This is a genomic window from Flavobacterium polysaccharolyticum (assembly GCF_038739875.1).
In the GTDB taxonomy this organism is placed as follows: Bacteria; Bacteroidota; Bacteroidia; order Flavobacteriales; family Flavobacteriaceae; genus Flavobacterium; species Flavobacterium polysaccharolyticum.
Map to the genome: position 1 here is coordinate 1 of NZ_JBCGDP010000010.1, position 23,125 is coordinate 23,125.

The 23,125-nt window shown below is 36.9% G+C and carries 21 protein-coding genes and 1 riboswitch; of the genes, 12 read left to right on the forward strand and 9 right to left on the reverse strand.

The features are described 5' to 3' along the window. Positions 1-628: 628 nt before the first annotated feature. Genes WFZ86_RS11055 through WFZ86_RS11065 form a run of 3 tightly spaced genes read right to left on the reverse strand, consistent with a single transcriptional unit; the run spans position 629 to position 3,589 of the window. On the reverse strand, positions 629-1,414 hold the full coding sequence (locus WFZ86_RS11055) for an ABC transporter ATP-binding protein (RefSeq protein WP_342691967.1): 786 nt from the start codon (positions 1,412-1,414) through the stop codon (positions 629-631). Then, complete coding sequence (locus tag WFZ86_RS11060; protein WP_342691968.1) at positions 1,414-2,445, reverse strand: iron chelate uptake ABC transporter family permease subunit; 1,032 nt, start codon at positions 2,443-2,445, stop codon at positions 1,414-1,416. Before WFZ86_RS11060 ends, WFZ86_RS11055 begins: the two co-directional genes overlap by 1 nt. A gap of 1 nt (position 2,446) precedes the next feature. Beyond that, on the reverse strand, positions 2,447-3,589 hold the full coding sequence (locus tag WFZ86_RS11065) for an ABC transporter substrate-binding protein (RefSeq protein ID WP_342691969.1): 1,143 nt from the start codon (positions 3,587-3,589) through the stop codon (positions 2,447-2,449). Positions 3,590-3,708: 119 nt separating this feature from the next. Between WFZ86_RS11065 and WFZ86_RS11070 the strand changes: the two genes are divergently transcribed. From WFZ86_RS11070 to WFZ86_RS11100, 7 genes are all read left to right on the forward strand, one after another. Further along, positions 3,709-4,224 (forward strand): bifunctional adenosylcobinamide kinase/adenosylcobinamide-phosphate guanylyltransferase, encoded by a 516-nt coding sequence (locus WFZ86_RS11070; RefSeq protein ID WP_342691970.1) that lies wholly within the window; start codon positions 3,709-3,711, stop codon positions 4,222-4,224. Positions 4,225-4,538: 314 nt separating this feature from the next. Further along, a complete protein-coding gene (gene cobT / locus WFZ86_RS11075; RefSeq protein ID WP_342691971.1) occupies positions 4,539-6,218 on the forward strand; it encodes a nicotinate-nucleotide--dimethylbenzimidazole phosphoribosyltransferase in 1,680 nt (559 codons plus the stop codon). Between the two features lie 474 nt (positions 6,219-6,692). After that, positions 6,693-7,133, forward strand: a complete 441-nt coding sequence (gene tnpA, locus WFZ86_RS11080; RefSeq protein WP_342691972.1) for an IS200/IS605 family transposase — start codon at positions 6,693-6,695, stop codon at positions 7,131-7,133. Next, complete coding sequence (locus tag WFZ86_RS11085) at positions 7,130-7,930, forward strand: adenosylcobinamide-GDP ribazoletransferase (RefSeq protein ID WP_342691973.1); 801 nt, start codon at positions 7,130-7,132, stop codon at positions 7,928-7,930. The genes tnpA and WFZ86_RS11085 overlap by 4 nt, the downstream gene beginning before the upstream one ends. After that, positions 7,915-8,457, forward strand: coding sequence for an alpha-ribazole phosphatase (gene cobC, locus WFZ86_RS11090; RefSeq protein ID WP_342691974.1), 543 nt, complete (start codon positions 7,915-7,917; stop codon positions 8,455-8,457). The genes WFZ86_RS11085 and cobC overlap by 16 nt, the downstream gene beginning before the upstream one ends. A 204-nt stretch (positions 8,458-8,661) precedes the next feature. Then, positions 8,662-8,924, forward strand: a riboswitch (cobalamin riboswitch). A gap of 32 nt (positions 8,925-8,956) precedes the next feature. Continuing rightward, complete coding sequence (locus tag WFZ86_RS11095) at positions 8,957-10,810, forward strand: TonB-dependent receptor plug domain-containing protein (RefSeq protein ID WP_342691975.1); 1,854 nt, start codon at positions 8,957-8,959, stop codon at positions 10,808-10,810. A gap of 4 nt (positions 10,811-10,814) precedes the next feature. Continuing rightward, a complete protein-coding gene (locus tag WFZ86_RS11100; RefSeq protein ID WP_342691976.1) occupies positions 10,815-11,864 on the forward strand; it encodes a YncE family protein in 1,050 nt (349 codons plus the stop codon). A gap of 81 nt (positions 11,865-11,945) precedes the next feature. Here the strand turns inward: WFZ86_RS11100 and WFZ86_RS11105 are convergent, their stop codons facing one another. Further along, the gene (locus tag WFZ86_RS11105; protein WP_342691977.1) at positions 11,946-13,394 is read right to left on the reverse strand and encodes a S41 family peptidase; all 1,449 of its coding nucleotides are present in this window, start codon (positions 13,392-13,394) and stop codon (positions 11,946-11,948) included. A 125-nt stretch (positions 13,395-13,519) separates the two neighbouring features. Between WFZ86_RS11105 and WFZ86_RS11110 the strand changes: the two genes are divergently transcribed. The 4 genes from WFZ86_RS11110 to WFZ86_RS11125 all read left to right on the forward strand — a co-directional run bounded on the left by WFZ86_RS11110 (position 13,520) and on the right by WFZ86_RS11125 (position 15,800). Continuing rightward, positions 13,520-14,029, forward strand: a complete 510-nt coding sequence (locus WFZ86_RS11110; protein ID WP_342691978.1) for an RNA polymerase sigma factor — start codon at positions 13,520-13,522, stop codon at positions 14,027-14,029. Continuing rightward, positions 14,016-14,483 (forward strand): hypothetical protein, encoded by a 468-nt coding sequence (locus WFZ86_RS11115; RefSeq protein ID WP_342691979.1) that lies wholly within the window; start codon positions 14,016-14,018, stop codon positions 14,481-14,483. Before WFZ86_RS11110 ends, WFZ86_RS11115 begins: the two co-directional genes overlap by 14 nt. A gap of 13 nt (positions 14,484-14,496) precedes the next feature. Next, positions 14,497-15,072, forward strand: a complete 576-nt coding sequence (locus WFZ86_RS11120) for a DUF4252 domain-containing protein (protein WP_342691980.1) — start codon at positions 14,497-14,499, stop codon at positions 15,070-15,072. Between the two features lie 188 nt (positions 15,073-15,260). Next, complete coding sequence (locus tag WFZ86_RS11125) at positions 15,261-15,800, forward strand: DUF4252 domain-containing protein (protein ID WP_342691981.1); 540 nt, start codon at positions 15,261-15,263, stop codon at positions 15,798-15,800. Positions 15,801-16,326: 526 nt separating this feature from the next. On the opposite strand, the gene WFZ86_RS11130 is transcribed toward WFZ86_RS11125, so the two are convergent. The 5 genes from WFZ86_RS11130 to WFZ86_RS11150 all read right to left on the reverse strand — a co-directional run bounded on the left by WFZ86_RS11130 (position 16,327) and on the right by WFZ86_RS11150 (position 22,387). Then, positions 16,327-17,079: a hypothetical protein gene (locus WFZ86_RS11130; RefSeq protein WP_342691982.1), complete on the reverse strand. Its 753-nt coding sequence runs from the start codon at positions 17,077-17,079 to the stop codon at positions 16,327-16,329. Positions 17,080-18,198: 1,119 nt separating this feature from the next. Then, positions 18,199-18,828: a nucleotidyltransferase family protein gene (locus WFZ86_RS11135; RefSeq protein WP_342691983.1), complete on the reverse strand. Its 630-nt coding sequence runs from the start codon at positions 18,826-18,828 to the stop codon at positions 18,199-18,201. Beyond that, the gene (gene xdhC / locus WFZ86_RS11140) at positions 18,818-19,579 is read right to left on the reverse strand and encodes a xanthine dehydrogenase accessory protein XdhC (protein ID WP_342691984.1); all 762 of its coding nucleotides are present in this window, start codon (positions 19,577-19,579) and stop codon (positions 18,818-18,820) included. The genes WFZ86_RS11135 and xdhC overlap by 11 nt, the downstream gene beginning before the upstream one ends. Positions 19,580-19,742: 163 nt before the next feature. After that, positions 19,743-21,926, reverse strand: a complete 2,184-nt coding sequence (locus WFZ86_RS11145) for a xanthine dehydrogenase family protein molybdopterin-binding subunit (protein ID WP_342691985.1) — start codon at positions 21,924-21,926, stop codon at positions 19,743-19,745. Continuing rightward, positions 21,926-22,387 carry a (2Fe-2S)-binding protein gene (locus WFZ86_RS11150; protein WP_342691986.1) on the reverse strand — a complete coding sequence of 154 codons (462 nt, stop codon included), beginning with the start codon at positions 22,385-22,387 and terminating at the stop codon, positions 21,926-21,928. The genes WFZ86_RS11145 and WFZ86_RS11150 overlap by 1 nt, the downstream gene beginning before the upstream one ends. A gap of 246 nt (positions 22,388-22,633) precedes the next feature. Between WFZ86_RS11150 and WFZ86_RS11155 the strand changes: the two genes are divergently transcribed. Continuing rightward, a complete protein-coding gene (locus tag WFZ86_RS11155) occupies positions 22,634-22,990 on the forward strand; it encodes a hypothetical protein (RefSeq protein ID WP_342691987.1) in 357 nt (118 codons plus the stop codon). Positions 22,991-23,125: the final 135 nt, after the last annotated feature.

Genomic DNA, 23,125 nt, shown 5'->3' on the forward strand with positions numbered 1-23,125 from the left:
AGAAAAACTATGGAAGAACTATTATCGAAAAAACACTATCATTGTAAACTAATTCTAGTATTAAAAAAAAATGTAAACCTATTCTAGGTATTAATTAAAAACTGTAAACTTTTTTTAGGACGATACAATTGTTTAACTGTTTAATTGTTAGTGTGCTTCGTGTCTTTTTTGTGAATCTTTGTGTTTGAATTTTTTCAGCTATAGATTTCAAAACTAAACTTATATGTCCTTATTTGCCTTATATGGTTCAAAATAAGCATTCCTATTCATAAAAACTTCCATGACTTATATGTTTTTATTTTTTTTGCGAACTTAGCGGTTAAACTTTTTTGCCACGGATTACACGGATTACACGGATATACAGTAATTGTTTACCTGTTTAATTGTTAGTGTGCTTCGTGTCTTCTTTGTGAATCTTTGTGTTTGAATTTTTTCAGCTATAGATTTCAAAACTAAACTTATATGCCCTTATTTGCCTTATATGGTTCAAAATAAGCTGTCAATTCAAAAACTGCTATGACTTATATGTTTTTATTTTTTTTGCGCCCTTTGCGTTATGAATTTGCGAACTTAGCGTTTAATTTTTTTACAACAAGGATTTTATTCCCCCTTTTGGGGGTTAGGGGGCTTAATCCGTAATCACAAACTTCCCTTTTTCAGCATCAAAAACAATATGCTCATCTTTAAAAAGCGTATTGAAGCTTCCTTTTGCAATCAAATTACAAGGTTCATCTTGCACTAAGGTTTCAGGCGTCATAATAATCATTTCGTCACTTAATTGAATCGCCATATCGATATCGTGAGTAGAGAAAAGAATACATTTTTCCGTTTCGTGGGTAAGTTTTTTGAGTAGTTTCAATAACGAAACTTTGTGTAGCAAATCCAAGTGCGTAGTAGGTTCATCCAAAATAATCAAAGGGGTATCTTGGGCTAAAGAGCGTGCAATGAGTACTTTTTGCAATTGCCCATCACTAATTTGATAATGCTTTTTATCGGCCAAATGACTGATTTGAGTAAGCGACAAGGCTCTTTCAACTTGAATTTTATCTTCCTCGGTTAAGGTGCCAATCCAATTGGTGTAAGGCTGACGTCCTAATGCGACTAATTCATATACAGTCAAATTACTGGGAGGTAATTTCTCGGTCAATACCAAACTCATTTTTTGTGACAAATCGGAAGCGCTGAAGGTTGCTATATTTTTGTCGTGTAACAAAACATCACCCTCAAGAGGCTTTTGAATTCCAGTAATGGTTTTTAAAAGTGTCGATTTTCCAATGCCGTTGGCACCGATCAAAGCCGTTAGTTTTCCTTTTTTTAGCGCTATAGAAACGGCTTTAGCAACAAGAGTGTTTACTTTTTTGTTTTGATAACCAATACTTATCGATTGGGTTTGAAGGATTATAGTGTGTTCCATTAGCCCATCATTTTTTGTTTTCTAACCAATAACCAAATCACCACTGGAGCCCCTAAGATAGAAGTCACCGCATTAATGGGTAGACTCACTTCGGTGCCAGGTACTTGTGTAAATATATCGCAAACCAACATAATGCCTGCTCCAAAAAGAAGCGTACTCCAATACAACACACGATGATTACTAGTCTGGAAGGTCAATTTGGCGATATGAGGAACGGCCAACCCAACAAAAGCAATCGGACCGGCAAAAGCGGTAATGCTTCCAGCTAGTATACTAGTGGCAAAAATAATAATCATTCGTGCTTTGTTGTAGTTGAGCCCCATACTCTTGGCGTAGTTTTCACCCAAAAGCAAAGCATTAAGCGGTTTGATGCTAAAGGCACTTAGAACCAGTCCAATTCCCACACAAAGACTCAAAATCGACACCGATTCCCAAGATAAGTTTCCTAAATTCCCCAACGACCAAAAGGTGAATTTTTGCAATTGCTCCGCCGAACTAAAATAGGTGAGTGTCCCAACAATGGCCGAAGTTAAGCTGCCAAACATAAGGCCAATAATGAGTATCGCCATAGTATCACGTAAACGTTGCGATACAATGAGAACTAGTAATAGTACACTGCTGCTTCCAATGGTCGAAGCTAAAACAATACCATAGTTCGAAAGCAACAAGGGAATTAAAAAGGAAGGCATAAAACCAGCACCCAAAATCACAAAAGCAACTCCTAAACTGGCACCAGAACTCAATCCCAACACATAGGGTCCAGCCATTGGATTTCTAAACAACGTTTGCATCAATAGACCACTCATCGATAAGCCCATACCAACCAATACAGCCGTAATCGCTTTGGGCAAACGATAATGTAAGATAATGTATTCCCAAGTGTCTTTGGAAGCGGTTTGTCCTAATAAACTTTTTAAAACTTCTTTAGCAGGAATAGCGATAGAGCCATAACAAATATTGCCCACAAACAGCCCAAATAATCCTAGACTTAAGGTGATAAAAAGAAGAGTATGTGTGTAGTAAGACCTCAATTTATTGTAATTTTTCGGCAAAGGTAAACGTATAATTCGGAAGTAATTCGGGATGGAAAATTTTGATATAATCTTTCAAGACCAAATCGGGTCTACTTGCTGCCAATTCATAATAAACAGTACCACCGGTGGCTCCGTGTTTGTTTTCAAAAGTATAGACGTTTTTGTTTTTCACAGCATCAAATTGTTGGTAATGCGGATTGCTATTTTGCAATTCCGCTAAGTTTTTGAAGGAGCCCGTGGCAATCCAATACTCAGCTTTTTGGGCTTTTTCCAAAATCTTCTCAAAGGGCAACGACAAGCTTCCTGTTCCTTTGGTAGTGCTCCACAAATAATTAGATTTGGCATCTTTTAAAAACTGTGCCACCCAGCTGTCGCCTTTGGCCACAAACCATTGTTCTTGGTACATCGAACCATACAATACGGTTGGATTTGTCTTTTTTTGAGGGACCAAGGCTAGTGTTTCGTTGTAACTTTTTACGATGTCATTAAATAAAACTTCAGCTTCTTTTTCTTTGCCAAACAAAGCGCCGTACAATTTAATCCATTCGGCTTTGCCTAGTGGCGTTTGTTCCATCCAATCGGCTTGAATGAGTACTTTTAAACCGCTTTTTTGTAAGTTATCAATCGTGGGATTCGAATTATCAATACCAAAAGCCACAATCAAATTAGGACTCAAATCAATCAATTGTTCGGTGTCTAATTTTTCATTTTGTCCAATATTTTTCACCTTTCCTGCATCGATTAGTTGTCGTGTTTTTGGAGACGAAATATAATCGGTGTGCGGAAAGCCAAGTAATTTTTGCTCCACACCCAACATCTCCAAAAACGGAATATTGGTAGTCGAAGTCACCACTATGCTTTGTAAAGGCACAGGGATTGTTGGGTATTTTTGTAAACTATCTGGAACAATGCCGTTTTTTTCTTTTAAAATATAAGTGAAGTTCTGTTTCGCATCAGGCCAAGCATTGCGAACCGTTACCACCGAAAATCCTTGGTTTTTCTGTATCGAAAGTCCAGAAGCATAGCGAATACTATTGGTGGCAGCCGTTTCCGAAAGAGGGGTAGTGTTTCCTTTTTTCTCGCAAGCACTCAAAGAGAGTAGCAAGCTAACAAAAGTAATAAGAACAATTTTAGTCTTCATAATCAAATTTTGATAGGAGCAAATGTAACGCAAAAACTAAAATTTCTTGTTTATTTTTAACACTAAAAAATTCAACAAAGACTATCTTTGCTCTTTAATGAAGCCATAAATTATCCCAAATGATGTACTTGATTACTGGAGGAGAACGTTCTGGAAAGAGCGGTTTTGCTGAAAAAATAGCCAAAGAAAAGTCGGATCATCCAATATATGTAGCCACAGCGCGTCAGTGGGATGCCGATTTTAAAAATCGCATCGACAGACACCAAAAAGACCGTGACGAACGTTGGGAAAACATCGAAAAGGAAAAATTCCTGAGCGAGATCAATTTCGAAGACCGTGTGGCTGTCATCGATTGTGTGACTCTGTGGTTGACCAATTTTTTTGTAGACAACAAAAACGACATCGATTTGTGTTTGGCACAAGCCAAGAAAGAAATTGATGCCCTTGCACAGCAACCCAACACCACCATCATTATCGTTTCGAACGAAATCGGGATGGGCTTGCACGCAGATACACACATCGGTCGAAAATTCACCGAGTTGCAAGGCTGGACCAATCAATACATCGCCCAAAAAGCCGATACCGTGGTTTTTATGGTAGCTGGAATCCCAATGGTGATTAAAGGCGAAGTATAAAATAAGATGCTACTCCAATTGTTTGGGTTTGTAATTGATAATAAAAGTAAACACGAATTACACTAATTGACACCAAAAAGAGACCATTTTAAATACATAAATGTATTGACGCCAAAGATATTTGTGTAATTATATTTTAAATTGAATAGTTTTCGTGTAATTCGTGTCGAAATTTGTATCCATACTATTTGAGTTAGAACCTATACTAAAATAGATTTGGGCGTTTCCACAAGGGCCGGGCTGTTCGTTATATCTTTACTGCCGAACCCCGGCAGTAAAGGATGCCACTACCATCCCTAACGCAAAAAAAGACTATGACACTACAAGAAATCATACAATCCCGTCGCGATACCCGCCACTTCACCACCGACGAAGTGCCAGAATATGTCTTGCAAAAAGCATTACAAGCTGGTCATTACGCACCTTCTGTCGGACTTACCGATGCCACTCGATATTACTTTATACGTTCCTCCGAAGTCAAAAAAGCAATCAAGCTTTTGTTTGAAGACTACGATAAAAAAGCAGCCAATGCCACCGATAACGAGCAACAAAAGCAACAATACCAAGCCCTAAAACTCGAAGCCATCGAAGAAGCCCCTGTGGGATTGGTCATTGCTTACGACCGCTCGGTGCTGAATAGCTTTACCATCGGAACGGTGGGGAGTAATGAAGCGATTAAGTTTAGCGCGGTTTGTACGGCACAAAACATTTGGTTATCCTTAACCGAACAAGGCTATTCTATGGGATGGGTGTCGATTCTAAACTATCACGAATTCAAATCTATTTTGGGATTACCCGAAAATATAGAACCCTTGGGCTATTTTTGCGTAGGTAAACCTGCCTCTAATTATGAGCATCAGCCGATGTTGCAACAACTAGGTTGGAAGAAAAAAGAGACATTTCCTTCTGTCACTACGATTGATTCGATACAATCAAAAGAAACTATAATTTCCTCCTCCGAAGAAAAAGTAACGGAGTCCAACGCGATTTTATCGAACCAATTGCAACACAAAATCGATAACAAAACTAAGCCTACAGGAGCCTTGGGAGATTTAGAAGCACTCGCTCACCAAATAGGGATGGTGTTTCAAACTACTTCGCCTCAAATTAAACAACCGCATTTGGTCGTTTTTGCTGCGGACCACGGTATTGCCAATCACGGCGTAAGTGCCTATCCACAAGAAGTAACCCGACAAATGGTAACTAATTTTTTGGAAGGGGGAGCAGCAATCAACGTGTTTTGTACCCAAAACCAAATCGAACTATCGATTGTAGATGCGGGGGTGAATTATGATTTTCCTACTAACACGAAGTTGATTCATAATAAAATTGGCAAAGGCACGCAGTCGTTTTTACATACCGCTGCGATGAGTCCTTTAGAAGTAGCGACTTGTTTTTCGAAGGGCGCTGCTGTTGTGACTCAAATTGCGCAATCAGGCACAAATTGCATCGGTTTTGGAGAAATGGGGATTGGGAATACAGCGACCGCTTCGGTAGTAATGCATTTTCTGACCCAAATTCCCTTAGTAGATTGTATCGGAAAAGGAACGGGGGTTTCAGATGAAAAGCTGCAAAACAAACATCAAATTTTAACAACAGCGATTGCCAATTATAAAGGCGCTACCGATTTAGACTCGATTTTGGCGTATTTTGGAGGTTTCGAAATCCTGCAAATAGCTGGCGGAATGCTCGAAGCACATAAAAATAAGATGTTGATTTTGGTCGATGGATTTATTGCGACAGTAGCCTTTTTGATTGCTTTTAAGAAAAACCCCGCTATTCTGAGCAATGCTGTTTTTTGCCACGCCTCGGCTGAAAAAGGACACCAACAGCTCTTGGAGTATCTAGGAGCAAAAGCATTGTTGCACCTCCAATTGCGCTTGGGAGAAGGAACGGGTTGTGCTTTGGCTTTTCCTTTAGTACAATCAGCAGTAGCGTTTTTAAATGAGATGGCCAGTTTTGAATCGGCTGGGGTGAATAACAGAAAGGAATAATTGTTTTGGCTAAAGCCAATTTGTGACAAATACTAATTTTATTCATCCAGATAGATCTGGAGGCAATTCAAAAGAGAGAATTATAAAAAACATTGTTTTAGATAAATTTGGAAGCAATTCAAATTGAGGAATAATAAAAACATTGTTTTGGATAAATCTGGAGGTAGTTTAAAAGATGAAATATAAAATTCTCTGTTTTGATTGCAAAATTTGAATAGGGATGGGTTTTAACCCATCCTTTAGAATGATTTTAATATTGGGCTTTAGCCAAACTATTGTTATTTTGGCTAAAGCCATTTTGAAGCAAATGCTAATTTTATTCCTCCAGATAAATTTGGAAGCAATTCAAAAAAATGAATAATAAAAATAGTGTCTATTTTATTGCAAAATTTGAATAGGAATGGGCTTTAGCTCATTCTTTAAAATAAAATCTCTAAATTGGTTTGAGCCGAATTTTAAACTAAAAATATAAGAATGCCATTTGTAAAAGTCTATCTTCATTGTGTTTGGAGTACTAAAAATAGAATTCCGTATTTAGATTCTATTGAATTACGCCAAAAAGTTTGGAACCATATAAGAGAGAACGCCATTCAAAAAGGAATTTATATTGATTTTATAAATGGATATTCTGACCACTGTCATTGTTTGATTTCCTTAGGTGTGGACCAGAACATTCAAAAAGTAATTCAGCTTATCAAAGGAGAATCCTCTTTTTGGATTAACAAAAATGAATTGACTAAAGAAAAATTTCAATGGCAGGAGGAATATTTTGCAGTTTCTGTGTCTGAATCGATTCTTGATAAAGTTAGAGATTATATTAAAAATCAAGAGGAACATCATAAAAAGAAGTCATTTCAAGAAGAGTATGACGAATTTATTTTAAAATATGGATTTAAAATGGTTGATAATAAATGAAAAAACAACTCCACATCTTTTTTACCGCTTTGATGTTCTATACCCGAATTCCGTGTCCGAAGAACATTGACCATAATCCTGATTATTTGAACAAAGCGTCTCGTTATTTTCCATTAATTGGTTGGATTGTGGGGGCAATCGCTTTTGGAGTGTATGTTGCGGCGTCTTGGTTGTGGAATGCTGAGATTGGGGTGATTCTTTCGATGATTGCGAGTGTGTTGGTTACAGGCGCTTTTCACGAAGATGGTTTTGCCGATGTCTGCGACGGATTTGGTGGGGGTTGGACTAAAACTAAGATTTTAACCATTATGAAAGACAGCGCTATTGGTGCTTATGGTGCGATTGGTTTGGTATTGCTTTTTTTGCTGAAGTATATGAGTTTGGTCACTTTGGCCAAAGACGATTCACTACTCACAAATTACCATTCACTTTTCACTCTTTTTTTGGTTTTCATAACAGGGCATTCTTTGAGTCGATTGGCGGCGATTTCGATTGTGTTTACTCACGAATATTCTCGCGAGGATGCTACGAGTAAAAGCAAACCCATTGCGCAACAGTATTCTTGGAAAGAAGTTTTGGGCGCTTTGTTTTTTGGGCTATTACCTTTGCTGGTTTTGATGACGAGTCACGCGATTATTGGGTTGGTGGTATTACCTGTTTTTTTGGCCCGTTATTTTTTGGCTCGTTATTTCCAGAAATGGATTGACGGCTACACGGGTGATTGTTTGGGAGCCACACAACAAGTATGTGAAGTTATTTTTTACCTAACCTTACTAGCGATATGGAAATTTATTTAGTGCGCCACACCGAAACCGTTTGTGAAAAAGGGATTTGTTATGGCCAAAGCGATGTTGGCATTCGAGCTCCATATGATGCGATTTTTGATGCGATTTTGGAGCAATTGCCAGAGCAAGGCGTTTTATATACGAGTCCGTTGCAACGCTGTTCGATTTTGGCACAGCATATTCAAAAAGCTAAAGGAATTCCAATAATTGCCGAAGAACCTCGATTGAAAGAGATGCATTTTGGGGACTGGGAATTGCAAGCTTGGAACGCCATTCCGAGGACTGTTTTGGACCCGTGGATGAATGATTTTGTGAATGTTGCGGTGCCCAATGGCGAATCATTTATCGATTTGAACCAACGAGTTTGGGAATTTTTGGAGGAGGAATTAGAAAAACCCAATGAAAAACCGCTGATTTTAGTGACGCATTCTGGGGTGATTCGAAGTGTTTTGTGTAGAATAAATAACATTCCATTGCAGGAGGCTTTTGTTACACCTTTGGATTACGGATTGGTAGTGAAAGTGGAGTATACTCGTTAAGAAGGGTTTGCGTGAGGGATGGCAGTGGAGCTCTCCCGATTTTTTCTATCGGGAAGCGGGAACGTACAGCCCGACCCGACTTTTTCAGGAGGGGCACGCCCAAATTATGAATGGGGTGGTTTATGTTGTTGTATTGTAATGGTTTATGGTTTTTTTTGCTTGTTTTTTGAGTTTTAATTTTAGTATTCCATTTTTTTAAGGCTATATTTGCATCCGAATTGAGGTTGCGTTTTACTTTTTTTAGAAGACGCATTAAAAGGGAATTAGGTTTAAAACCTAAGCTGTACCCGCAACTGTAAGCTACTAAGCTTGTTGTTATCTACAAAGCCACTGTTTTATAAAGTGGGAAATTAGAAATTAGAAATAGAAGTATAACTTCTAAGCTCTAACTTCTAACTTCTAACTTGGAATGGGAAGGTCAACAACAAGACGCAAGCCAGGAGACCTGCCTTTTTTCTCAACCAATAGCGAACTTTCGGGAAAAAAGGTTCAGGAAATTATGGCACATTTTAAATCTTTTCTTTGTTTTTGCTTGCTGGCAAGTCAACTGATTTTTGCTCAGAATGATTCGATTACTCGCTTAAAAGAAGTCGTCATAGCTGATGCGAAGCTGCGCAAATTCTCTAGTTCTCAAACGATTCTTAGTTTGAATGATTCTATTTTGTCTAAAAATAGTGCGTTGCTGACCAATTTACTCAATTACAATTCGGTTTTGTATTTTAAAGAATACGGTCGTGGGATGCTTTCGACAGTGGCTTTTAGGGGAACCACTGCGTCGCAAACTGCGGTGATTTGGAACGGCATCAACATCAATTCCCAAATGAATGGGAGTACCGATTTTAATACAATTTCAGGAACGGATTATAATTCGATTGCTGTCAAAGGAGGTGGAGGAAGTGTGATTTATGGCAGTGGGGCTATTGGTGGCACGGTGCATTTGAACAATGACTTGCGATTTGAGCGTTCTTTTTCAAATCAATTGCGTCTGGATTATGGAAGTTTCAACACGCAGGGCATACATTATAACAGCCAGTTTTCAAATACAAAATGGTCGACTCAAATTGGTTTTTCCAGAAACTATTCTGATAACGATTACGACTATCCTGGTCTTTTTGATTGGAAAGGCAATCAACGTTTTAATGAAAACGGGGAGTATGAAGTGATTGGGTTTAATGCAGCAATTGGTTTTGAAATTTCGGACAAACAAATACTAAAAGCATACAGTCAGTCTTCGAATACCGATAGGAATATTTCTTTGCTATCGCCCTCGGAGTCAAGAACGAAATACAAGAATGATTTTAGCAGAAATTTGTTGGAATACAATGGTGTTTTTGACCAATGGACGATGAATGGTAAGATGGCTTACCTCACCGAAGGCTATCAGTATTATCCGAACAAGTCGCTACAACAATACAGTTTTGGGGATTCTAAGACTTGGATTACCAAAGCAGATGTCAGTTTTCAGGCATCGCCCTCATTTTTGATAAATACGATTTTAGAATACAATACAACCCAAGGTAAAGGCTCTGGATTTGGATACCACGAAAGACAGATTGGTGCAGCATCTGTGTTGGTCAAATATGAAATCGATTCGAAATGGCAAAATGAATTGGGGATTCGTAAGGAGTTTACCAATAATTATAAATCGCCTGTTCTTTTTTCGGCTGGAAGTGCTTTGCGCATCGCACCTTGGTACCAATTAAAAGTCAATGTTTCGCACAATTTCCGCATTCCTACCTACAATGATTTGTATTGGGAAGAAGGCGGTAATCCCAATTTAAAACCCGAAAGTGCGTACCAAGGCGAACTAGCCAATGTTTTTACTTATAAAAATATCAGTTTGACGCAAACGGCCTATTACAATAAAATTAAAGATTTGCTGCGTTGGGTTCCGGGGAATAATGGGATTTGGTCTCCTCAAAATACGGATCGCGTAGCCGCTTATGGAATAGAAGCTTTATTGGCTTGGAAACAACAATTTGGGAAGAGCATTTGGCAAATCAATGGGACGTATGCGTATACCATTTCTAAGAATGAGGAAACCCAAAAGCAATTGTTTTTTGTGCCTTATCACAAAGCTACCGCTGCTTTGGCCTACAGTTATAAAAAATGGAGTGCCAATTATCAATTCCTATTTAATGGTTTTGTCTATACGCAATCCGATAACGATCCTAGCGCTATCGTTCCTTCGTATTGGGTTGCTAATGTGGGCGTAGATTATGAATTTTTTAAACGTAATCCAATAAAAATTGGCGCTCAAGTGCTTAATCTTTGGAATGAAAAATATGAAAGTCTGGAAAATAGAATGATGCCCGGACGTAATTTTAATTTGTATCTAATCTTTAAATTTTAATATAATGAAGTTAACTAGAGTTTTATTAGTAGCCTTTACTTTTGCCTTTTTGGCATCTTGTACAAACGACGACAACGAAAATGTGTCTAAAGGGAATTATGATAATGGCGTATTCATTCTAAATGAAGGCAATGGTTCAGGAAATAGTTCTGTATCGTTTTTAGGAGATGATTTGACTACTTTTAAACAAGATGTGTATGGAGCAGAAAACGGAGGTGATTTTTTTGGACTATATGTACAAAATATCTTTTTTTATGGGGATAAAGCCTATGTGATTGCAGGTGGTTCTAATGTGATTAATGTAGTGAATCGTTATACGTTTAAGTTATTAGCTAAAATCGAAACAGGTTTAATCACGCCAAGATATGGAGTAGTGAAAAATGGTAAAGCTTATGTAACCAATGCTAATACCTATGGAGGAACATCAGGAAACACTGATGATTTTGTAGCTGTTATCGATTTGGCCACGAATAAAGTGGAATCTAAAATTAACTTGAATGCTACCGCCAATCGTATTGTTTTAGAAGGTGATAAGTTGTACATCACAGAACCTTATAATAGCGACAAAGTTTTGGTTGTAAATACGACAACTAAGGCTTTAGAAACACCAATAACCGTTGGGTCAAGCGCCAATACAATGGAAGTAAAAAACGGTGTTTTGTATGTGTTAGCGGCTCCTTACGGAAGTGCAAGCAAAATTGTAAAAGTGAAATTATCGGATAAATCGGTTACAGAAGTGGTGTTTCCAACGGCTTTGACAGATGCAGGAAATTTGGATATCTATGGTTCTAAAATCTATTTCACAAAAGATACTGGAGTGTATAGTATGGATATCACGGCAACACAGCCTTCAGACAAACCTATTTTTAACTACTCGTCTACTTCTCAATATGGAGTGATGTATGGTTTTGCGGTAGAGAATGATAAAATTTACATTGCTGATGGAGGGGACTTCGCTTCGAATAGTAAGGCCTATGTGTATTCTTTAACTGGTGCTTTGCAAAAAGAAATAACAGTAGGAGTTGGACCAAACGGATTCTATTTTAATAATTAATAGGGTTAGCTTAAAAACAAAAAAGGCGTTTTCGAAATGAAAACGCCTTTTTTTGTTTGGAGAGGAGTGATCTCCTATTTTTTACAATGATTTTAATAAACCTTCAGGAATAGTTTCTAAATACATGTCGTTTCTAAAGCCTCTGATGGATTTACCATCTTTAAAAAATTCAAATGTTTTACCTTTGGTGGCAGGGATTGCTTTTGACGTACCTGTAATTTTTCCGATGGCTAGTTTTAACAAAGGCTCGTTAACATCCCCCAAAACTCCAAAAGTACTTATGGTTTCTGCTTGTTGGAAAGTTGGAGTTAAACCACTTTGGTAGTCACCAAAGCCATCAGCGTTTACAATCTTGAGCACCAGAGGTTGCATGGCATATTTGTGAGAAGGGTTTACGTTTTCTTTTTGAAAAGTTGGAGAATCATACAAAGTAATTGATCCTACGTTTTTACCAGTGGTAACATCCCCAATTTGAACGACATTGATAAAAGGTTTCAAGCCATTAATTACTAATTCACTAGCAGAAGCCGTACTTTTTGTGGTGATAATGTATACTTTGGTTAAATTCAAACTATTGATTGGTGTGCTTTCAATTTTATCAGTGAAAAAGTTTTTGAGCGCGTCTGGATTATTAGTACTGAAATAAGCCTCAACTTTTTCGTTCCATTGTTGTTTAGCAAATACTTTTCCAGTGAATTGTCCAGTAATCATACTTGCTAATCGAGTAGCGGTTTGTACAGAACCTCCTCCATTATAGCGTAGGTCCAAAACTAAATCGGTGATGCCTTGTGACTTTAAACTTGCAAAAGCTTCGTTGAGTTGGGTGTCATAATTAGCAAAAAAGCCGTTGTACATCAAGTATCCTATTTTTTTTCCTCCCGTTTCGATTACTTTATTAATTAAAATTGGGTTCTCGTTCAAGACGGTTTTGGTTAGAGCAACAGATTTTCCGTTGCTCACAATGGTCGAACCGTTATAATCGGCTAAATTCAAGGTGTAGCTTTCGGCATTTAACAATAAAGTTTGGTAGTTACTGGCAGTTAATTGGGTTCCGTTTACGGCTGTAAACATATCACCACGTTTAATAGCTTTGGACGAAGCATCAGATCCAGGGATAATGTAACGAACATAACCAAAAATTTCGGTAGTACTTCCTGGTTTGTAGCTTAAGCCAAAATCTACACCATCGTTTTTAGTAGTGCCTTGAAAGGATTGCTCTAACGAAACATAATCATCAACAATCCAGCTAAAACGATCGATGGATTTGTCTACTCGTAAGGCTTCGAATAAACTTTCTGGGGTGCTGTAATTTTTTAGAAAGGCATTTAATTCCGATTGATTTTTAAATTTATCATCGGCCAAATTAGGCACATCACTTTGCCATAAGTAATATTGATTCATCCCTTTCCAAACAAAGTTCTGAATTTCTAAGGCTTTTGGTGCAGCAATATCATCTTCGTCTTTTTGACAACTCTGTAAAATGAAAAGGCTTGTAAATAAAAGGAATACAATTTTATAGGTAGTTTTCATAAATTGAGGTTAAATGGAATTAGTTTTTGTAAAAATACTAACTTTAAAATTATTTTTTTATTGTTTGTAACAAAAATAATTGTCGTTCGTCTTGCTTATATGAACCGCTAGAAATAACTATTAGAATGAACCAAAATGAGTTTGTACAATTGATTACTCCTTTCAAAGACAAGGTCTTTCGATTGGCCAAACGATTACTCGTTAGTACCGAGGAGGCTGAAGATGCTACACAAGATGTTTTGGTAAAGTTGTGGAATAAAAATGAAAGTTTATCCGGTTATGCTAGCGTTGAAGCCTTGGCCATGACCATGACTAAGAATCATTGTTTGGATCAGTTGAAAGCAAAACGTTCCAGTAATTTGAGAATTGTACATAACAATTACACCGATCGAGAACCAAGCTTGCAGCAAAAAGTTGAAGACAATGATAGTTTGAATTGGGTGGCTAAAATAATTGATCAGTTGCCAGAACAGCAACGTATGATTATTCAGCTTCGAGAAGTAGAACAATATGAGTTTGAAGAAATCGCCAAATTATTAGAAATGAATGAAACCGCCATTCGCGTGGCACTCTCTAGGGCTAGAAAAACCATTAGAGAGCATATGATAAAAACACACCGTTATGGAACTGTATAAAATAGAAGAGCTTTTAGAAAAATACTTTCAAGGAGAAACTAGTATTGCCGAGGAAAAAGAATTGACGAATTATTTTTCTTCATTGAATGTTGCGCAGCATTTAGAGCAATACAAACCAATGTTTGGTTATTTCTCTTTAGCAAAAGAACAAATAAACCCTAAAGAATTACCAGAATTACCTACCCAAAAAGAGGCTATTTCAAAACCCGTTTGGTGGTCTTTAGCGGCTTCATTAGTGATTTTGCTCGGAATAGGAATGTATGTTTATACCAACAATGAAACAAAAACTAGTATAGCTTCTAACGAATTGGGAACTTACGATACGCCCGAAGAAGCGTTTAGAGAAACCCAAAAAGCACTAGCACTGTTATCAGGTCACGTAAATACCGGCATAGAAAGTGTGCAGGTCATTCAGGAATACAATGAATCAAAAGGAAAAGTTTTTAATCAATAAATCAAAAAACAACATGAAATCAACAGTTATAATTAGCAACAAAACTCGTTTCACTTCAGTAACGAAAAAAGTATTTTTAGCTTTAGTATTTTTACTAGTCGCTACCCCCTTTTTTGCACAAGGTGCCTTCGACAAATTCGATGGTCAAGACGATGTCACTTCGGTTATCGTCAACAAAAAAATGTTCGAAATGATGAGTAAAGTCAAAGTAGATGCCTCTGATAAAGAAATGCAACAATATCATCGTTTAATCAAAAAATTAGACAACTTAAAGGTGTTTACTACCAAAAGTTCTCGTGTTGAGGCCGAGATGAAAGCAACAGCTGAACGTTACATGAAAACGGCTAATCTAGAAGAACTTATGCGTGTAAACGATAATGGTCGTAGCATTAAAATTTTAGTAAAATCAGGAGCCAAAGACACACAAATCAGAGAACTATTGATGTTTATTGATGGTGGAAAAGGAGAAGACAGTGTATTGATGTCCTTGACAGGCGATTTTGATTTGAATGAGATCTCAGTATTGACCGATAAAATGCGCTTTCCTGGCGGAGATGATTTGAAAAAAGCCACCAAAGGGAAAAAGTAGTAACTAATGCTTAGCTGTGAGTGATTAGTAATTAGCTTACTCTTCAATAATAGTTTATTTCAAAACCTTATAGGTCTGTTTTCAGAATCTTAAAGTGCAAAAACAAAAAAGGAACTAGAAGGAATTGGAATAGACTTAGCGTAAGAGTATTCAAAATGGAACGCAATTAATATAAAAAGGGTAAAAAAATGAAAACAGTAGTTGGTTTGGCTATTTTCCTATGCCTATGGTTGACAAGTTGTAACTCTGAACCGAGTTTGCAAAAGTATTTTGTAGAAAATACAGAAAATAAAAATTTCATAGCGTTTGATATTTCCTCTTCGATTTTGAATGTGGACAAAACGAAACTCTCTCTAGAGCAGCAACAAGCCTTACAATCGTTTGAAAAAATAAATATTTTGGCTTTTAAACGCAATCCAAATAATACTGCTGAGTTTGAAACTGAGCGTTCCAAATTAAACGGAATTTTGAAAAACCCAAAGTACCAACAACTCATGAAGTTTGGTTCTGGTAAAGAAGGTGCTTCGGTAAGTTTTGTAGGAGCAGATGAGCATATCGAAGAGTTTATTTTATTTGCCAACCAAAAAGAAACGGGTTTTGCAGTAGTTCGGGTATTAGGGAAAGACATGAATCCTACCCATATTATGAACATGATGTCGGTTTTGCAGCAATCAAAAATCGATTTGGATCAGTTGAAACCATTACAGGGATTGTTGAAGAAGCAATAATTTCAGATAATTATCAATAAGAACGGCTGGCGAATTGCTAGCCGTTTTTTTGTTGATAAACTGAAATCAAATAATAATTTAGTATAAAATATTAGGCAAAAGCTCTCCCAATTATTAGTTGATAGCATTCGATTGATTGCAAGTATTCTAACTAACATGAATAACAGTTTAGTTTGATGGAAAAAAGTAGTAAAAAATTACTTATTAAACTGTCAATAATTCAAATAGTTAATGATGAGCTAAAAATATTTACTAGCTTGAACAATTTAGTCATAGCTCATTTATTACTACCTTTTTGCAAATTTTATCGCTAGAATAATAGTTACTTACAATTTTCTACTTAGACAACTTTCTTTAAAATATGAATACTTAAAAAGCAAACAATTAGTTATCTTTATATTGATTGAGTTCAGGTTTGTTATTGAATATGGTGAATTTTATTTTTAGGACTTCTTAATAACTGTAGTAATCTAAAAGGGTAGTTAGCTTCATGCTTCACTACCCTTTAAAAGTATAAAAGAAAAGCTTATTTTCTACCTCTTACTATTCCAGAACAAGTGGCTCCAACTATTGTAGCACCAACTTGTATGCCTACTATATTGCCACCAGTAATAAACCCACCTGCAAAGCCTCCAACAATACAACCCGCAACATCTGCACAAACGGCAGCGGTTTTTTTATTACATTTTTTCTTTGATGCTTTGGGGCCAATTCCATCATTTATTTCATCATCGCCTTTATCTATATTCAGCCAATAATGTGCGCTATAACGTGCAGTACTTAATGCACTAAGAAGAACTGTTCGTTCCTGAGCTACCCAATCTGTTGACATAATGCGCTTTTCCCAAGATCGGCTTGCCTCTAATGAACTAATGATGTTATTTTGCCCCCCACTCATCAAAATTAGATTTAAAAGCCACTTCAATTCTTGCTTGCAAGGGTTAGTCATTTTTATTCCCTCTAGAACATCAAAGATAGAATTGTTACTATTTTGAAGATTGGTAATAACTTTGTTTGCTTCCAATTGCAATTTGTCAATAAATGTTTTATCAAAGGTATTGATAAAACCACCATCCAATTTACTGTACCATTTTGCAGTCATTTGGATATTTTTATCAATAGAGTCTGTCTGATTCTGCATGAGCATGGTTAATAGCTCATTGTGTTGTATACCCACTAAATTCATTAGGTTGTACTGATCGTCAGAAATAAAATCTACTTTTTGAGAATTAGTAGATACCGTTAGTTTTTCTTCAGAAATAAAATCTTGTTTTGTCATTTTAATTAAATATTAATTGTTTTTGCCTACTCTTGTATACGGTTTTCAGCTTCCCCATTTTTAATTTTTTATTAAATCTTAATTTTAAATAATTTCTATACTTGGCAATTAGCTTCTCGATGTTTATTATTACATCAAGGAAAAACATATAAAATTTTCGCTTGAGTTTTTCACTTATATATGTAAAGTAAAATTGACTTTAGTGATAGTATCTATTTTTTAGTTGATTGATATTGATCGATGATTTTTCTCATATTTTTAAGAATGCAATACACGATTAACTCCATTCATAATGTTTAAGTGCTATTGTGATAAATAGGTTTGTATAAGCTAGAATTTTTATTTAAATAAGCTAAAACTTTGTACAAATGAGTTTGTATCTTTTTTATAATTGTCTTTACCATTAATAATGATTTATTTGATATGCATAAAAAACAATGTTTTTTTATACTGGTTTACGATTGTAAAGTCATGAATTTTCAAACAAACATTCAAGAGGATAAACACTAATTTTTTAGGGGTGTTTTCCCTGTGGGAGCTATATTTATTTCCAATGATGAACTCAGAATAATTCTTTGTTCAAAGTTTAAAAAAAGGAAGTTATATCAAATAGACATATATTTTTAGAAGATATTTATTTAGATATCGTTAATTAAATATTTTCAACATATCACTTTGACAAAGAATTGTATGAACTCACATTTCGAAAGATCGATAAATTACTATGGCAAGTTCTGATAAAATGAATAAGGAAACTTTCTGAGGTTGTGAATCTTCGATTGAATATATGGTATTGATTCAGAAAGAAGTTTTTGGGATGTAAGTATAGTAGAGATTACGTTAGCTAAAAGCTTTTTTAATTGTTAATTTATTAAAACACACTTGTGCTAATATGAAAATAGTTTAATGGAAATAAGAAAACAAATTTTGCTTCGTAAACTGTCAATAATCGAAATGGTTAACGATGAGCAAAAAATATTACTAACTTACGTACTTTAGACATAACTTATTTATAAACTTTTAATCAATCTTATTGCTAGAATAATTGTCTATAATTTTTTACTTAATACACTTTTTTAAAATGCAAAATATTTAAAAACAAATAGTTAGATGTTTTTTTTATTTGTCGATTTTAGTTTGATAACTGATCCAATCCTCAGGTGTATTCAGATTCAGAATTACCTCCGAATTTTCAACGGGTACAATGCCAATCATTGACAAAGGACAAGCTTTAATCAAATAATCCAACCGACTGTTACTCGGATTCAGTTGAACTAGCGATTTCCAAAAGGAAGGGTTCATCACGATAGGATGTCCGTTTTTGCCTTTGTAATTAGGGATAGCAATGGCTTGCTGTTTTTCTAAAAGTAGTTCTAGTGTTTCGTCTTTGGGTATTGGGACATCAATGGGGCAGAGTAGTATAGTTTTAGGTTTTTCTATTTGAGAAAGAACCGTTTGTAAGCTCGAAAAAGAACCTCGTTCAGGGTTTGGATTTTGAACGGCTCGTATGTTGAGATTTAAATAAGTGATAGGTACTTGTAAAGCTGAGGTTAACCAAGGTAGTGTCTCACAATAAGCGGCCGTATGAAACCCCAATGCGATATAAACTTCGGTACCACCAGCGGAAGCTATGCTTTTTAATTGGGTTTCGAGCCAATATTCTTCTTTGTTGAATAGTAATCCTTTGGGTTGCCCCATTCGTTCTGATTTTCCTCCTGCCAATACTACAAAAGCAACATTATTTTTCATAGTAAACTTGTAGTAGTTGAGCGGCAATGCTAATGGCAATTTCTTTTGGAGTATGACCTCCCAAGTCTAATCCAACGGGGCAATGCACGGGATTCATACCTGCTTCAAAACCCAATTCGTCTCTAAGCATATGATGGAATTTATAGCGTTTGGTTTTACTTCCAATGAGGCCAATAAATTTTGTGCTTTCTGCTAGGCATAAGGCAGTGATTTCAAAATCCAATTTATGGTCGTGGGTGACAATGATGGCATAACAATTTGGTCCCCAATGTACACTGCTTTTATACAAATCAAAAGGTGCAGCGCTATAGGTTACGGAAGCGGGAAGTGACAAGGTACTTTCCCATTGTTCTCTCGTATCCAATAGTGTGATTTGAAACGGGGTATTGGCTAGTACTTCGCACAAGGCAACACCAATATGGCCTGCGCCAAAGAGATACAGTTCTGGATTTTGATTCATAGGTTCGATTAAAAGGGTTACTTTACCGCCACAGCATTGTTCGAATTCGGGGCCTAACGTATAAGTAGTAGATTGGATTTGATTTTCTTGAATGGCTTTTTGTGCTTGAGTAATGATATGAAATTCAAGTTTCCCTCCTCCAATGGTGCCAAAAATCTCTTTTTGATGGGTTACAATCATTTTTGAACCTATTTTACAAGGAGCTGAGCCCAACACTTGAGTTACAGTGACCAAGGCAATCGGTGTTTTGGTGGTTTTGAAAGTATGTAATAGTGTAATCCAATCGTTCATAGAAAGGGGAAATGTTTTTGCGTTAGGGATAGTAGTGGAAAACCTTTTTATACCCGTAGCCATTGCGAAGGGTATAAAAAGTTTGGGAACGGATAGCCCGACCCCGAGGAGCAGTGACTTGTGGTTTAGTAAAGTCGTGTGCCTCGGGGGTACGCCCCATAAATTATCCTACGATTTCATAATCAATTAAAGGTAAATTATAGTATTTTTTTCCAGTGAGTTGAAACAAAGCATTGACGATGGCTGGTGCGATTACGGGTACGCCAGGTTCACCTACACCAGTTGGGTTTTCGGTGCTTTCTACGATTTCTACGTGTATTTTTGGCGCTTCGTTCATACGAATTAAAGGATAATCACTAAAGCTGTTTTGTTCGATGGCGCCGTCTTTGGCGGTGATTTTGCCGTAATAGGTCAAAGACATTCCGAATATAGCGGCACCTTCTAATTGTGCTTTTACTGTATCGCGATTGATGACGGTACCACAATCGATAACGGTGTACACATTATGAACTTTTACTTTATTGTTGATGAATGACACTTCGACCACGGAGGCGACATAGGAATAAAAACTGTATTGAACCGCGATACCAAAGGCGTGACCTTGAGGTAAAGCTTTTCCATAGTTGGCATTTTTTGCAGCTTGTCGCAAGACGTGTTTCATTCTTGCCGTGTTGTATTTTATGGCGTCTTGTGTATTTTCAATGCGGTCAGGTCCGATGAGTTTCAAGCGGAATTCCAAAGGGTCTTTTTTAGCGGCATGCGCTAACTCGTTAGCAAAAACATTCACAGAAAAACCGTGAGGAATATTGATAACAGAGCGCATCCAGCCGATTCGGACGTGAGCGGGCGCTTTGCCTGTTTCTACTTTAAAATTGGGGACATCTAACGGTATGTCTGTGGCACTTCCAGCTTCCCATTCGGCAGGATATTCGGTACCGGGTACAAAAGTAGACATAATAGAAGGCAAGGCAAAACGGTGTAGCCAAGCGGTTACATTGCCTTGTGCATCCAAAGCGGCTTTGAGATATTGGGCACTTTCGGTATGATAATAACCGTGTTTGATTTCGTCTTCGCGAGTCCAAACTACTTGCACGGGTGCATTGATAGCTTTGGAAACCATTACGGCTTCTACGATATAATCGGGTTTTGATTTACGGCCAAAACCTCCGCCAAGGAAGGTAATATTTACTGAAACCTTGTCTAAAGGAATTTTTAAATAATCTGCCACTTCTTTACGAGCGGTTTGTGGGTCTTGAGTAGGTGCCCAAACTTCGCAGGAATCGCCTTTTACCCAGGCAACAGCATTAGGCACTTCCATTGGTGCGTGCGCTAATAAAGGCAATTGTATGGTGCTTTCGACAATTTGATGCGCTTTAGCAAAAGCTTGATCTATATCGCCAATCGATTTAGCTACTTTTCCAGGTTGCAACACGCCCTCGGTGATTGTTTTTTGATAATCGGCTGAGGTATAGGATGCATTGGAACCATAATTCCATTCTATAGTTAAGGCTTTCTTACCCTCAAAGGCAGCCCAAGTATTCGAAGCAATCACAGCCACACCGCCTAATGGACCAAATGGTTTGGCAATTCTAGGGATTTCTATGACATCGATCACCCCACGAATTTTGAGTGCTGCTTTTTTATCGAATGATTTTACAGTGCCAAAAGTGACTGGACAGCGGGCAATAGCCACGAATTTCATATTGGGTATGCGTTTGTCAATACCAAAGACAGCACTTCCATTGGCATAGTTGGCAACATCGACACTTTTTAAGGTTTTACCAATATATTTAAAGTCTTTCGGGTTTTTTAAAGTAACGTTTTTAGGGAATTCTAAAGTTTTGGCAGTAGCAGCGAGTTCGCCAAATCCTAATTTTTTACCACTACTGTGAACAATAAAATGATGTTGAGCGATACATTCTGCTTCAGGAACGTTCCATTTTTGCGCAGCAGCAGTAATGAGTAAAGCCTTGGCTGTGGCGCCCATTTTTCGCATGGTTTCATAGAGGTATAAAATACTTCGAGAGCCATCAGTATTTTGATCGCCATATTTTGCGTCTCCCAAAGCTTGTTGCACCACTACTTTAGACCAATCGGCTTCCATTTCGTCAGCTATAATTGAGGGTAACGAAGTACGAACGCCATTACCCATTTCGGAACGTGAAGCGATAAGCGTAAGCGTGCCATCGGTTTGCAAGTAGACAAATAAATTAGGGTTGAAAGTTTCTATAGCTGAGGTTGATTCAGAAGCAAATAAGGAACTATTTGCAGCAAGTAGTAATCCTCCAGATGCCAATCCAATGGTTTTGACAAAATCACGTCGACTGTAGTTTTGAATTGCCTCCATTATTTTCCTTGTTTTTTGAGTTCAACGGTATGGTGAATGGCATTTTTAATACGTTGGTAAGTACCACATCTGCATAAATTGCCTGACATAGCGGCATCAATTTCTGTCTCAGAAGGCGACGGGTTCGAATTGAGTAAGGAAGTAGCTGTAATCAATTGTCCGGGTTGGCAATAGCCACATTGTGGTACATTGTACTCAGCCCAAGCTTCTTGCAGCAGTTGCAAATTAGGGATTTTGCCTTCAATAGTGATGATTTTTTTGCCTTTGGCATCGCTGACAGGAGTCAAACACGAGTACGTTGCTTCGTTATTGATCAGGATTTTACAAGCGCCACAAGCACCGATACCGCAGCCAAATTTAGTGCCCGTTAACCCGACTATGTCGCGAATCGCCCATAATAAAGGCATTTCGGGAGCAACATCGAGATTGTATTTTTTACCATTGATATCGAGTGTGACCATAACAAGAAAAATAAAGTTAGACGGTACAAGTTACACTTTTTTTATGGAGATGCTATAGCCTTTTATTTAGAGATTTTTGTTTCGTCAATTGGTTGTTTGGCTTTTACTATTTTTACTATTAAATTTTATGATTTTATTATAAATTTTATAAACCCTTACAAAGAAATTTTTTCTAATCTTTGTGATTGATAAAAGTTTCTTTTAATAATTATGAGGGTAAGTCTGTTTTTTTTACAACTTTATTTTTTGCTGCTTGCTGGAGTGGGGGCTTTGCATGCGGCTCAAAATAAAAGTGTTGTAACAAACGGAATCCAATCAATTATAGAAAAAAAAGAGGGGCCGACATACAAAGCGTATACGCCCGGAACTAACTTTGTTCAAGAAATTAGTGTTGAGATTGAGGAAGAATTACTAAACAGTCATGAACGCACTGATAACAAAGGAGCTTATTCTGTAGTTATAACTACTGGCTTACAACCTTGGCATTTAGTTTTTTCTTTTCAAACTTCTCCCACAAAAAGTATCACGAACTTAAAATACTTCAAACAAGTTCATCGATATGCTAATCCTATCTATATTCTTCACAACGTACTGAGAATATGATGTAATTATGGAAGCACATCAATTCTGTAGTGTGCTTTAATCGTAAAAAATAGTGTATATAGACTTCTTGTTTCAAGGAGTTATTCTTTACGTATTCATTTTTTAGCTAAAGGAATTTTTTGAATTCCAATATCA